Annotated in this window: 14 protein-coding genes; 3 read left to right on the forward strand and 11 right to left on the reverse strand. The window is 70.8% G+C overall.

Annotated features, from left to right (window positions below; translation table 11 throughout):
* Positions 1-323 precede the first annotated feature (323 nt).
* Entirely contained in the window at positions 324-1,154 is an 831-nt protein-coding gene (locus ACF1GV_RS12890; protein WP_391679864.1) for an SURF1 family protein, read from the forward strand.
* On the opposite strand, the gene ACF1GV_RS12895 is transcribed toward ACF1GV_RS12890, so the two are convergent.
* The 8 genes from ACF1GV_RS12895 to ACF1GV_RS12930 all read right to left on the reverse strand — a co-directional run bounded on the left by ACF1GV_RS12895 (position 1,124) and on the right by ACF1GV_RS12930 (position 8,734).
* A complete protein-coding gene (locus ACF1GV_RS12895; protein WP_391679865.1) occupies positions 1,124-2,194 on the reverse strand; it encodes a hypothetical protein in 1,071 nt (356 codons plus the stop codon). The two genes, ACF1GV_RS12890 and ACF1GV_RS12895, sit on opposite strands and share 31 nt — an antisense overlap.
* A 113-nt stretch (positions 2,195-2,307) precedes the next feature.
* On the reverse strand, positions 2,308-2,910 hold the full coding sequence (locus tag ACF1GV_RS12900) for a SigE family RNA polymerase sigma factor (RefSeq protein WP_363266353.1): 603 nt from the start codon (positions 2,908-2,910) through the stop codon (positions 2,308-2,310).
* Between the two features lie 450 nt (positions 2,911-3,360).
* Complete coding sequence (locus tag ACF1GV_RS12905) at positions 3,361-4,413, reverse strand: aspartate-semialdehyde dehydrogenase (protein ID WP_391679867.1); 1,053 nt, start codon at positions 4,411-4,413, stop codon at positions 3,361-3,363.
* A 28-nt stretch (positions 4,414-4,441) separates the two neighbouring features.
* Positions 4,442-5,713, reverse strand: a complete 1,272-nt coding sequence (locus tag ACF1GV_RS12910) for an aspartate kinase (RefSeq protein WP_363266351.1) — start codon at positions 5,711-5,713, stop codon at positions 4,442-4,444.
* 194 nt (positions 5,714-5,907) lie between these two features.
* On the reverse strand, positions 5,908-6,489 hold the full coding sequence (locus ACF1GV_RS12915; RefSeq protein ID WP_391679869.1) for a Uma2 family endonuclease: 582 nt from the start codon (positions 6,487-6,489) through the stop codon (positions 5,908-5,910).
* A gap of 50 nt (positions 6,490-6,539) precedes the next feature.
* Positions 6,540-7,469 (reverse strand): hypothetical protein, encoded by a 930-nt coding sequence (locus ACF1GV_RS12920; protein ID WP_391679871.1) that lies wholly within the window; start codon positions 7,467-7,469, stop codon positions 6,540-6,542.
* A 306-nt stretch (positions 7,470-7,775) separates the two neighbouring features.
* Positions 7,776-7,961: a DUF397 domain-containing protein gene (locus ACF1GV_RS12925; RefSeq protein ID WP_391679873.1), complete on the reverse strand. Its 186-nt coding sequence runs from the start codon at positions 7,959-7,961 to the stop codon at positions 7,776-7,778.
* Entirely contained in the window at positions 7,958-8,734 is a 777-nt protein-coding gene (locus tag ACF1GV_RS12930) for a helix-turn-helix domain-containing protein (RefSeq protein ID WP_391680422.1), read from the reverse strand. Before ACF1GV_RS12930 ends, ACF1GV_RS12925 begins: the two co-directional genes overlap by 4 nt.
* A gap of 96 nt (positions 8,735-8,830) precedes the next feature.
* Here ACF1GV_RS12930 and ACF1GV_RS12935 point away from each other — a divergent pair, with 96 nt between their 5' ends.
* A complete protein-coding gene (locus ACF1GV_RS12935; RefSeq protein WP_391679874.1) occupies positions 8,831-9,271 on the forward strand; it encodes a hypothetical protein in 441 nt (146 codons plus the stop codon).
* On the opposite strand, the gene ACF1GV_RS12940 is transcribed toward ACF1GV_RS12935, so the two are convergent.
* From ACF1GV_RS12940 to ACF1GV_RS12950, 3 genes are all read right to left on the reverse strand, one after another.
* Positions 9,222-9,884, reverse strand: a complete 663-nt coding sequence (locus tag ACF1GV_RS12940) for a DUF5063 domain-containing protein (protein ID WP_391679875.1) — start codon at positions 9,882-9,884, stop codon at positions 9,222-9,224. The two genes, ACF1GV_RS12935 and ACF1GV_RS12940, sit on opposite strands and share 50 nt — an antisense overlap.
* Positions 9,877-10,476 carry a recombination mediator RecR gene (gene recR / locus ACF1GV_RS12945; RefSeq protein WP_391679877.1) on the reverse strand — a complete coding sequence of 200 codons (600 nt, stop codon included), beginning with the start codon at positions 10,474-10,476 and terminating at the stop codon, positions 9,877-9,879. Before recR ends, ACF1GV_RS12940 begins: the two co-directional genes overlap by 8 nt.
* A 76-nt stretch (positions 10,477-10,552) precedes the next feature.
* Positions 10,553-10,897 (reverse strand): YbaB/EbfC family nucleoid-associated protein, encoded by a 345-nt coding sequence (locus ACF1GV_RS12950; protein WP_391679878.1) that lies wholly within the window; start codon positions 10,895-10,897, stop codon positions 10,553-10,555.
* A gap of 296 nt (positions 10,898-11,193) precedes the next feature.
* Here ACF1GV_RS12950 and ACF1GV_RS12955 point away from each other — a divergent pair, with 296 nt between their 5' ends.
* The gene (locus ACF1GV_RS12955; protein ID WP_391679880.1) at positions 11,194-11,946 is read left to right on the forward strand and encodes an SLATT domain-containing protein; all 753 of its coding nucleotides are present in this window, start codon (positions 11,194-11,196) and stop codon (positions 11,944-11,946) included.
* Positions 11,947-12,012 lie beyond the last annotated feature (66 nt).

A 12,012-nucleotide genomic window follows, 5' to 3' on the forward strand; every position in this document is an offset into this window, starting at 1 on the left:
CAACCTGCGCCGCACTGCGGACGGGCTGCGCGCCCGGCCTTTGCCTGCACCGGCACTGTGGCCGGCCGGGGATGGGTGCGCCAGCCCGGCGCTCGCCCGGCGCCGGCCGGTTGCCGCCCGCGCCGCCTGGGGGTTCCCCCCTGCTCGAAGAGCTTCGGGAAGGCACGCATGCCCGCGGATTGAGGCACCCGGTGCCTGCACCCGCCTGAAGGGGCGCGGGGAACTGCGCGACCGGCCACGACGGACCCGCACCCGAAAACCCGCACCCGCCCCACCCGCCCCCCGCGCCCAAGCCGGCGCAGCGCACCCGTACCGTTGAAGGCGTGTACCGGTTTCTGCTGACGCCCCGCTGGTGGGGGATCAACGTCTTCGTGCTGTTGGCCATCCCCTTCTGCATCTTCATGGGCTCCTGGCAGCTGAGCCGCTTCGAGGCCCGCGTCGACGAGCACCGCGACGCCGAGGCCACCGCCACCGCCGCGCACACCGAGGCCCCGCGCCCGCTGGCCGAGCTGCTGCCGGTGGACAAGGCGACCTCCGGCAGGCAGGCCACCGCCACCGGCCACTACGACCGTCAGCTGCTGGTACCCGACCGGGAGCTGGACGGCCGCCACGGCTTCTACGTCCTGACCCTGCTCCGCGTCGACGGCGGCGAGGCCCTGCCCGTCGTACGCGGCTGGCTGCCCGGCAACGCGGACCCGGCGAAGGCCCCGGCCCCGCCGGCCGGGCGGGTCACCGTCACCGGCGCGCTCCAGGCTCCGGAGACGCCCGGCGACAACGGCGTCAGCGCCAAGGGCGGCCTCCCGGCCGGGCAGACCGCCGCGATCAGCTCCGCGACGCTGGTCAACCTGGTGCCGTACGACGTCTACCCCGCGTGGGTCACCCTCGCCAAGGGCGACGCCGGGATGAAGGCGGTGCCCGCGAGCGCGCCCTCGGACACCGGCCTCGACCTCAAGGCGTTCCAGAACCTCGGCTACACCGGCGAGTGGTTCGTCTTCGCCGGCTTCGTCGTCTTCATGTGGTTCCGGCTGCTGCGCCGCGAGGTGGAGTTCCAGAAGGACGCCAGCCTGGGCCTGCTCCCCGACACCGAAGCCGACGCCGGCCCCGGCGCGACCGGGGACGCGGACTACGACTCCGCCAGCAGCCCCGTCCGGTAGACCGTCCCCGCACACGCGCCCGTCACCGTCACCGAAGCCGACGGCGAGCCGGCTTGCGCGGTGTGCGTGACGACCACGCTGCCGTCGGCCGTGCCGCCGTCGGTGACCAGCTGGGTGGTGGTGCCGGTCTCCCCGCCGGTGGACGTGCCCGGGTCCGCGGCCGCGTCCTGGCTGGGCGACGGGTCCGGTGACGGGTTGCCGGAGCCGCCGTCCGCACCGCCGCCCCCCGTCGTGCCGCCGCTCGTGCCGCCGCCGCCCGTGGGACAGGTCGACGAGGGCACCCAGGCGAACTTCACGTCGTAGGCCGAGCCGGGCGCGAGGACCAGGCGCGACACGTACAGCGACGGGTCGGGCAGCGAGGCCGCCGCGTCGCCCGCGGTGTGCTCGACGACCGAGATCTTCGCCGCCTCGGCCGCCCCCTGCGCCGTGAAGCCGACCGTGCCGGAGCCGACGACGGCGCACTTGGCGTCCGAGACGTTCGTGATGCGGAAGGTGCCGTAGACGATGCCCGCGGAGTCGGGCGCCTCGGCCGTGGCGGCGGCGTCGCCGAGCTGCGCGGAGGTGCACTCCGGGACGCTCGCCGGGCTGGACGCGGAGGGCCCGGTGCCGGCGGGGGCGGCGGCGCTGCCCGGGCCGGCCTTGCCCTTGCCTGGGTCCTTCGTGCCCGGTTCGGCCTTGTCACGGGCGGGGCCGGTGGCCCCGGTGCCGGAGGTCTGCCCGCCGCTCGGGTCCTTGCCCTGCCCGGTGCCGCCCTGGGCCTGGGAGCTGTTGGCGGCGATGGAGGGGTCGGCGTCGGTGCCGGTCGCCTGCGAGACGTGCACCAGGGCGGGGATGGCGGTGCCCACGAACAGGGCCGCCGCCGCCATGCCCACGGCGGCCTGCCGCTTACGGGCCCGGCGGGCCGGGACCGCACGGCGCAGGAGGTCGAGGCCGCCCTCGCGCGGTTCGATCTCCTCGACCGCCTGGTGCAGCATCCGGCGCAGGGCCAGCTCGTCCGAGTCGAGCCCCTCTGGGCTCTGGTCGTCGGGGCCGTGGTTCACAGTTCCGTTCCCAGCGTGCGATGGCTTCGGGTGTTGCTCGCGTGGCGAACCCGGCTCGTGCCAGGCGTACGGCTCATGGCGTTCGTGGGAGTCGCCGCCCTCTGCTTGCTTGGTCATGCCCGTGCCCCCATCGCCCCGCGCAGGGCCGCGATGCCGCGCGAGCCGTAGGCCTTCACCGAGCCCAGCGAGATGCCGAGCGTCTCGGCGACCTGGGCCTCCGTCATGTCCGCGAAGTAGCGCAGGACCAGCACCTCGCGCTGACGGCGCTGCAGGCCCTTCATCGCCTGGATGAGGGCGTCCCGCTCCAGCTGGTCGTACGCCCCCTCCTCGGCGCTGGCCATGTCCGGCATCGGCTTGGACAGCAGCTTCAGGCCGAGTATGCGGCGGCGCAGCGCGGACCGGGACAGGTTGACCACGGTCTGGCGCAGATAGGCGAGGGTCTTCTCCGGGTCACGGACGCGCTTGCGCGCGGAGTGGACGCGGATGAACGCCTCCTGGACGACGTCCTCGCAGGAGGCCGTGTCGTCGAGGAGGAGAGCGGCGAGACCGAGCAGGGAGCGGTAGTGCGCCCGGTAGGTCTCGGTGAGGTGGTCGACGGTCGTACCCGCCGCCACCGCCTCGCTCTGGTCGGCGCCGTCACGCTGACCGGGGAGGCGGGCGGGCCGCGCTGCGGGCATGGGCGCGATCACCGGCATGCCACGGGACGGGCCGGCCATGCGCGGTCGAAGGGCCGGCGGACGGGGCCGAAGGGCCGTGCCGCGCGCAGCCGCAGGAAAGTCGAGTACCTCTGCCACGCCAGTTGGACCCGTTTCCCCCCGCGAGGGTTGTACGCGCCCGGCGCCGGATTTGCGCCGCCCGACACTGAGTCGTGTGCCGTCATCAGCCCCGCTCTTCCCCTATGTCCGTTTGCGACCGGGCGTCCCGCCCGGCACGGGCCGCCCCCAGGCCCTGACCCACGCGCCTCCCGCAGCCCGGAAAAGGGCGATCGCAAAGACGCTCCCCGCCGTCCGCGCGGTTGCGGAGGCGGGGAGAAAAATCTTCGAACGCCTGGTGGCACGATTCAAGTGGTCCGGACCATCGTCCTGATCACACAATTTCCACAGATCCTACAAAGGACCACTGACAGAACGACCGGATTTTCCGACCAGGGGAGCGGGGGGTACGGCTCAGCCCCGCTCGGCCGCCACCAGCTCGGCGAGCTGCGCGACGTTCAGCGCGGCCCCCTTGCGCAGGTTGTCCCCGCACACGAACAGTTCCAGCGCCGTCGGGTCGTCCAGCGCCCGGCGGACCCGGCCGACCCAGGTCGGGTCGGTGCCCACGGCGTCGGCCGGCGTCGGGAACTCGCCCGCGGCCGGGTTGTCGACCAGGACCACGCCCGGCGCGGTCGCCAGGATCTCCCGGGCGTGCTCGACGGTGACCTCGTCCTGGAAACGCGCGTGGACGGTGAGGGAGTGCGTGGTGACGACGGGGACGCGGACACAGGTCACGGCGACCGGGAGCGACGACAGGCCGAGGATCTTGCGGGACTCGTCCCGCACCTGCATCTCCTCCGAGGACCAGCCGTCCTCGCGCAGCGACCCGGCCCACGGGACCACGTTCAGCGCGACCGGCTCCGGGAACGGCCCGGTGTCGTCGCCGACGGCCCGCCGTACGTCGCCGGGGCCGGTGCCCAGCTCCGTACCGGCGACCAGGGACAGCTGCCGCCGCAGCGTCTCCACGCCGGCCCGTCCCGCACCGCTCACGGCCTGGTACGACGACACCACCAGTTCGCGCAGCCCGAACTCGGCGTGCAGCGCGCCCAGGGCGACGATCATCGACAGGGTGGTGCAGTTGGGGTTGGCGACGATCCCGCGCGGCCGCAGCCGTACGGCGTGCGGGTTGACCTCGGGCACGACGAGCGGGACGTCGCCGTCGAGCCGGAACACGGCGGAGTTGTCGATCACGACGGCGCCCTTGGCCGCGGCGATCGGCACCCACTGCGCGGCGATCTCGTCGGGCACGTCGAACAGCGCGATGTCGACCCCGTCGAGGGCCTCCTCGCTCAGCGCGAGCACCTCGGTCTCCTCGCCGCGCACGGCCACCTTGCGGCCGGCCGAACGCGGCGAGGCGATGAGGCGGATCTCGCCCCAGACGTCCTTGCGCTGGGACAGGATCTGGAGCAGAACCGTGCCGACGACTCCGGTCGCACCCACGACCGCGAGCGTCGGACGGTCCTTCATCGGCGTACGCCTGTGCGGACGCGGGCGGTCATCGCCCGGTGCCTCCGTAGACGACGGCCTCGTCGCTGTCGGAGTCGAGCCCGAAGGCGGTGTGCACCGCGCGGACGGCCTCCGGCACGTCGTCGGCGCGGGTGACGACCGAGATACGGATCTCGGAGGTCGAGATCAGCTCGATGTTCACGCCGGCGTCGGACAGCGCGGTGAAGAAGTCCGCGGTGACGCCCGGGTTGGTCTTCATACCGGCGCCGACCAGGGAGATCTTGCCGATCTGGTCGTCGTAGCGCAGCGAGTCGAAGCCGATGCCGGAGCGGTTCTTCTCCAGGGCGTCGATGGCCTTGCGGCCCTCGGTCTTCGGCAGCGTGAAGGAGATGTCCGTCAGGCCCGTGGCCGCGGCAGACACGTTCTGCACGACCATGTCGATGTTGATCTCGGCATCGGCGATCGTGCGGAAGATGGAGGCCGCCTCGCCCGGCTTGTCGGGCACGCCGACGACCGTGATCTTGGCCTCGGAGGTGTCGTGCGCGACACCGGAGATGATGGCCTGCTCCACCTGCTTGTCCCCAATCGGTTCACTGCTGACCCACGTGCCCTGAAGCCCGCTGAAGCTGGACCGGACGTGGATCGGGATGTTGTAGCGGCGGGCGTACTCCACACAGCGGTGGAGCAGCACCTTGGACCCGGACGCGGCCAGCTCGAGCATGTCCTCGAAGGAGATCCAGTCGATCTTCCGGGCCTTCTTCACCACACGCGGGTCGGCGGTGAACACGCCGTCGACGTCGGTGTAGATCTCGCACACCTCGGCGTCGAGCGCCGCAGCGAGCGCGACGGCCGTGGTGTCGGAGCCACCGCGCCCCAGCGTGGTGATGTCCTTGGTGTCCTGGCTGACGCCCTGGAAGCCCGCGACGATGGCGATGTTGCCCTCGTTCAGCGAGTCCCGGATACGGCCCGGCGTGACGTCGATGATCCGGGCTTTGTTGTGGACCGAGTCGGTGATGACACCTGCCTGGCTTCCGGTGAACGACTGGGCGCTGTGGCCCAGGTTTTTGATCGCCATGGCCAGCAGGGCCATCGAGATCCGCTCCCCGGCGGTCAGCAGCATGTCGAGCTCGCGCCCGGCAGGGATCGGGGATACCTGCTCGGCGAGATCGATCAGCTCGTCCGTCGTGTCGCCCATCGCGGAAACCACGGCGACCACCTGGTGGCCGTTCTTCTTGGCTTCCACGATCCGCTTGGCGACGCGCTTGATGCCTTCGGCATCGGCTACGGAGGAGCCTCCGTACTTCTGCACGACAAGGCCCACGTGCGCTCCTCGCTCCGTTTGTGTTCTTTCCGCAGATACGCCGGTGTACCGCGGTCGGTTCAGTCTATCGAGCGCCCGTTTTCACCCCTCGGGATACCGCATCGTGAGATGTCCGGGCCGCTCGCGTCCGACAGGCTCATGCCCAGGGGGGCGGTGGGCACGCGGAATGTGGGTCGGGTCACATGGTGAGACGGTCAGCCGGCGAGGTCTTTGAGGGGGGTCGTGTCGAGGGGGATGTTCACGGGCTCGGGAAGCTCGACGACGGTGCCGAAAGGCTTGTTGAGCTGGAGGCGGTAGCGGCCGTCCTCCGGGTCGCTCAAGACGGTGACGGTACCGTCGTCGCGGTCGATGAGCAGGTAGACGGGGATGCCGGCGGCGGCGTAGGCGTCGGGTTTCTCGACTCGGTCACGCTGGTGCGTGTCGGAGTCGTACGACGTGACCTCTACGGCCATGAGCACGCCCTCCGCACCGGACCAGTCTCCATGCCCCACCGGGAACCCGAAGGGCGCCAGAACGCCGTCCGGGCGCGCCCGCCCCTTGCGGTAGCGCTCGACCTTCATCCCACGGTCCCCGTAGAGCCACAGCTCAGGCCGATGCTGCATGCACAGCCTCTGCAGCCAGGCGATGATGTGGTCGTGGTTGCCATCGGTCACCGGCTTGACCTGGACCTTTCCCCCGATGAACTCCAGCCGCACAGTCTCCGGGGCGTGGCGTTCCAGTTCCTCGAACTCCTCGACGGACATCTGCGGCCGGTGCTGCTCGGTCCTGGGGGTCATGGCGTCGCCTCCTCGACTCCATGGTGCCCGGACCGGCACGTCCTGCACGCTCATACGCCCCTCGCGGCCTTCGGGCGCAGGCCGCCCGCGCGGCGCACCTCGTCCGCCCAGCGCGTGACGTCGACGACGCCGGTGCCCTGGGCCGGAGCGGTGAGGAAGGTGTCCGGGACGTATCCGGGGAGCGGTCCTGCCGCCTCCTCCGCCTCGATCTCGGCCCGGCAGTCGAGGCACAGGCCGTCCACGATTTTCGTGGTCAGTTCGTCGGCGTCGCACGTGACGCAGCACATGATCACGCGGTCGATCCGGGCCCGGCGGGTGGCCTTCTGCCGGATCTTCGCCTTCTTCGGCGGCATCTTCGTCTCCAATCGGTTGCGGGCCAGGCCCCCCGGGTTCGCGACCGTCGCGGGAAGTCCGTCGGTCAGGGCCTTGGTGATGTCGTGCGGCGCCGCGCCACGCGAGAGCCACTCGGCGGCGAGGTTTTCGAGGGCCTGGCAGTCCGAATCGGACAGCGGCATGCGGGGATCGGCGTCCCTGAGTTCGGCAAGGGTGCGGTAGGCGGCGCTGCCGGACTCCTCCGGAGCGGCTTCCTCCAGCGGCTCCTCCGGCAGCTCCGGCTCCTCGGTGCGCGCCAGGCCCGGGGCGTACGCCTCCGTGACGATCCGGCCCTTGCGCGCCCGCGCGAACTCCGCCCACCACTCCGGTGACCTGGGTGTACGCGACCAGTACGTCCGCGTCACCCAGCGCATCGAGTTGTCCTCGACGGTGATGTGCTCCCGGATGTGCCGCAGGTGGCCGGCGACGGTCAGGAGCTTCATCGACGAACGGACGGCCTGCTGACCGTAGCGGGGGTGGTGCGCCGCGATCGCCTTGTAGCCCATGGCGTGGCCGTCGTGCAGGTGGTCGATGTAGAGCGCGAGGTCGCGTTCGCGGTCGGGCAGGTGTGCGAAGTCCTGCTCTGCGTGCGGGTCTTCGTCACCCACGGAGCGCTTTCCGTACCCCGTTTTGGCCAGGGGGTGGGACGGGGACGGCAGGACGGGATTAGGGTAGGCGCAAGCCGCCATCGAAGTGTCCGTTCGATGAGTAGGTCGAGGCCCCGGAGCCGGTGTTGGCGCACCGACCGGGGCCGATCTATGTGCCGCGAACCTAGAGCGGCTTTACGTTCCGGCGCAAGCTGACCACGGAACGTCACTCTTTCGAGGTAGGACGCCTCAACTCACGTACAGGCTTGGTTGGTTGGTCGGTTTCACCCAGCCCAAAACCCAGGGGAAGAGCTCGAAGCCCGAGGCTCAAGCCCCGGGCTGAAGTGCGGCGATGAACGCCGTCCAGACGGGGGCGGGGACGGCGAGATGCGGGGCCGCGGGGGTCTTCGAGTCGCGAATGTGGATGGTGGTGGAGGTGGCGGCTACTTCGACGCATGCGGCGCCTTCCGAGTCGCTGTAGCTCGACTTGAACCACTTCATCTGGTCGCTCATGGCTGATCCACCATCCGCTCGACGAAACGGGCAGACTCGTCTGGGCTGAGAGCCTCCGCGCGAATCATGCTAAGCCGTTCGTTGGCGCGGCTGACGACCGCCGGGTCCGCTGAAAGGTGGCTACCCAACTGGCCTTCTGTATAGGCGAACCGCTCGTGATCGCGGTTCACCAGCAGAACGATCGGCCCCATGAGCGCGGACGCGACAACCCGCTCGAAGGGCAACACCTGAAGTGCCACGTTGGACAGGCGAGAGGCCTCCAGCAGGCGGAGCAACTGCTCAGCGTTGACTTGGGGGGCCCGCAGAGCTGCCTCGTAGATCACAAAGCTGAAAGCCACCGGTGGCTTCCGCCTGGCGAGGATGGACTGCCGTTCCAGCCGAGCTGCGATCCGCTCTTCCACAGTCTCCTCATCCAGGAGGGGAACGTGGTTCTCCATGAGCGCCCGCGCGTATTCCTTCGTTTGCAGCAGCCCCGGGATGTGCGTGACCTCGAACCACCAGAAGCTGATCGCCTCCCTCTCCCGCTCCATGAACTCCTGCGCCCGCGGCGGAAACTTCTCCCTGCTCAAGTAGTCCTTGGCCGCGCTCAGTAATCCCTCCGCCCCGCACAACTCGTCCGCCACGTCGAGGACTCGGGGCGTCGGCATCCGAACCCCTTGCTCCATGGCCTTGATGGTGTCCGGGGAGTAGTTCGACGCGGCGGCCAACTCCTCCCGCGAAACGTTGGCCTTCGTACGCCAGCGCTTCAACTGGTTGCCGATGAAGCGCCACATGGGGGGCGGCTGGGTCACTGAACGCACCTCCGACCGGTACACCGCGCCGTGTATCACCTGGGTCACTACCGACCGTAGCCACCAGGAAGCCACCGTGTGACCATGACCGAGAGAATTCACCGGCCCTCCTGGGTCCCCGCCCAGGGCCATCGACTGCGCCTGGCGGGCGTGCACTTCGACGCCGTGCGGATCGAGGGGCGCAGGGGCCAGGCCGTGGCCGAGGGGCTGATCGAGCGGGCCGACGACGACGCGGGGCCGATCGTGTGCGCGGGCGGGGGCGGGAGCCGGTGGGTGTACTTCCTGCTCCCGCCGGGGAGCGTGCACCGCCACGACTGGCCGCTCGGCGTGCAGCGGTTCGGCCGGCGCGCGGACCGCACCGTCACCTACATCGGCGTACCGGCGCTGGACGGCGACACCTGGCCCCTGCGCTGGTACAGCGCGCCGACGCCGACCGCGCCGTACGTCGACGCGGAGGCGCTGCTCGCCGTCACCTGCCCGGGTGGATCCCCAGCGGTCCGCCGATCTCCTGGGCCATGACCCGGCCCGCCTCGAACTCCAGGGTGTCGTCGCCCAGGTCCGACTGGTCCGTGTCGAGGCCGTCCAGTTCCTCCAGGGGCTGGTTCAGGCGGACGTGGGCCAGGACCGAGTGCAGGGCGCGCAGGGCCGCCGAGGCCGTGGAGCCCCAGTTGGAGAAGTAGGAGAACTGCCACCACCACAGCGCCTCGGAGGTACGGCCGGCGCGGTAGTGGGCCATGCCGTGGCGCAGGTCGGTGATGACGTCGGTGAGGTCGTCGGAGATACGGGCCGGGACCGGGGCGGTGCGCGGCTCGTAAGGGTCGAAGACCTCGGAGTAGACGTCGATGGGGTCGAGCAGGCGGGCGAGGTTCTCCCGCAGCTCGTCCACGTCCTGCTCCGGGCCGGGGTCGGGCTCGTAGCGCTCGTCGGGGACGATGTCCTCGTGGGCACCCAGGCGACCGCCGGCCAGAAGGAGCTGGGAGACCTCCAGGAGGAGGAAGGGGACCGCCGATGCCGGCTCGTCGCCCTTCGCCACCTCCGTGACGGCCACCAGGAAGCTCTCGATCTGGTCCGCGATCTGGACCACGAAGTCGTCAGGGTTCGGGTCGGTCGCGTGCAGCGTGGCGTCAGACATCTAGCAGTCGTCTCCCCTCGAAGGCGCGGCCGAGGGTCACCTCGTCCGCGTATTCCAGGTCGCCACCCACCGGGAGGCCGCTGGCCAGGCGGGTGACCTTCAGGCCCATGGGCTTGATCATGCGGGCGAGGTACGTCGCCGTCGCCTCGCCTTCGAGATTGGGGTCGGTGGCCAGGATCAGCTCGGTGACCGTGCCGTCGGCCAGCCGGGCCAGGAGTTCCCTGATGCGCAGGTCGTCGGGGCCCACGCCCTCGATCGGGCTGATGGCGCCGCCGAGCACGTGGTAGCGGCCGCGGAACTCGCGGGTCCGCTCGATCGCCACGACGTCCTTCGGTTCCTCCACGACGCAGATGACCGCCGGGTCGCGGCGCGGGTCACGGCAGATCCCGCACAGCTCCTCCTGCGCGACGTTGCCGCAGGTCGCACAGAAGCGGACCTTCGCCTTCACCTCGAGGAGGGCGTGCGCGAGGCGCCGTACGTCCGTGGGCTCCGCCTGGAGGATGTGGAAGGCGATCCGCTGGGCGCTCTTGGGACCGACGCCGGGCAGCCGCCCCAGCTCGTCGATGAGGTCCTGGACCACGCCTTCGTACAACGGACTGCCGTCCTTCCTGGGGTTCCTGTCACTACGTACGGTAGAGGGCCGAGACCCGACTCAGAAAGACAGGTGACTAGAACGGCAGACCGGGGATGCCGGTGCCGCCGCCCAGTCCCTGCGCCAGCGGGCCGAGCTTTTGCTGCTGGAGGTTCTGCGCGTTCTCGTTGGCCGCCTGGACGGCCGCCACGATCAGGTCGGCCAGCGTCTCGGTGTCCTCCGGGTCGACGGCCTTGGGGTCGATCTTCAGCGTGCGGAGTTCTCCGGAGCCGGTCACGGTGGCCTTCACCAGGCCGCCGCCCGCCTGGCCGTCGACCTCCGTGTTCGCCAGTTCCTCCTGGGCCCTGGCAAGGTCCTGCTGCATCTTCTGCGCCTGCTGCAGCAGCTGCTGCATGTTCGGCTGGCCACCACCGGGGATCACGTCTTCAGCTCCTTGGCGTCGGTGCGCGCGTTCCGTGCGGAATTACCGCTCTCGGAATGAGCCTACGTGGTCCGGGAGGGCATCGCCCCGCCACTCTTTCGAGTGAGTCGATCTCGTCTCCTATACCTGATCAAGGCCCTCTTCCGGGCGGAAAAGAGGCCAAAGGTCACCCCTCGCCACCCATTGGGCGGTAGGAAGGGTCCGGCGCATCAGCATCACGCGTCACTGGGTCATGGGTCACTGGGTCACGCAGCGTGATCGGTCGCGGTCGGTCGGGATCAGTAGGGAGTGCCGGGGTGGGTCAGCCGGAGATGCAGCCCGAGGGTCCGCCTCAGGACGGGTGGGGCGAGGGTGCGGCCGGGCTGCGGCCGGGCGATCTGACCGGGCGGGCGTTCCCGCTCGGCGACTGGGGCGAGCCCGCGCAGCGCCTGAACGAGCTGTACCGCTGGGTGGAGCGCGGGGCGCTGGAGACGTCGGCCTGGTATCTCGCCGACCGCGTGTGGAAGCGGCGCGGGGCGCGGTTGCTGCGCGCCGGGGCGGCCCTGGGCGCGGTCGCCGGGGCCGCGCTGCCGCTGCTGGACCTCACCGGCGTGATCGGCGGCGTCGCGCCCTGGGGTTATCTGGCGCTGATGCTGGCGGTGGCGTGCGTGGGCGTGGACCGGTTCTTCGGCGTGACGTCCGGCTGGATAAGGGACGTGGCGACCGCGCAGGCCGTGCAGCGCCGGCTTCAGGTGCTCCAGTTCGACTGGGCCTCGGAGAGCGTGCGCGAGGTGCTGGGCCCGACGGAGGGCACGGCGAGCGAGGCCGCCGACCGGTGCCTGGGGGTGCTGCGACGCTTCTCCGAGGACATCACGGAGCTGGTGCGCACCGAGACGGCGGACTGGATGGTGGAGTTCCGCACCGGTTCCGCACCGCTCGGCATCCAGTCGGCGGTGGCCTCCCCCGGGACGCGGCAGGACGGAACGGTCGTGCACGGCCGCTTTCCGATGCCGCCGGGCGGCGGCACCCGGCCGAACATGCCGCGGCAGCGGCCGCCTGAGCCTCGTTGAGGTGGTTGGGGGGCTGGGTGCGGGTGGGTGCCGGTCGCTTTGCGGCTGCGGGTGCGTGGGGGCTGG

The sequence above is a fragment of the Streptomyces sp. NPDC014006 genome, from assembly GCF_043088925.1.
GTDB lineage: Bacteria > Actinomycetota > Actinomycetes > Streptomycetales > Streptomycetaceae > Streptomyces.

Bases quoted from the DNA above. Each gene is read 5' to 3' on its own strand.
- ACF1GV_RS12930 (WP_391680422.1), bottom strand. From the start codon at position 8,734: ATGTGGCGCTTCATCGGCAACCAGTTGAAGCGCTGGCGTACGAAGGCC.
- ACF1GV_RS12925 (WP_391679873.1), bottom strand. From the start codon at position 7,961: ATGAGCGACCAGATGAAGTGGTTCAAGTCGAGCTACAGCGACTCGGAA.
- ACF1GV_RS12940 (WP_391679875.1), bottom strand. From the start codon at position 9,884: ATGTCTGACGCCACGCTGCACGCGACCGACCCGAACCCTGACGACTTC.
- ACF1GV_RS12905 (WP_391679867.1), bottom strand. From the start codon at position 4,413: ATGAAGGACCGTCCGACGCTCGCGGTCGTGGGTGCGACCGGAGTCGTC.
- ACF1GV_RS12915 (WP_391679869.1), bottom strand. From the start codon at position 6,489: ATGACCCCCAGGACCGAGCAGCACCGGCCGCAGATGTCCGTCGAGGAG.
- ACF1GV_RS12900 (WP_363266353.1), bottom strand. From the start codon at position 2,910: ATGGCCGGCCCGTCCCGTGGCATGCCGGTGATCGCGCCCATGCCCGCA.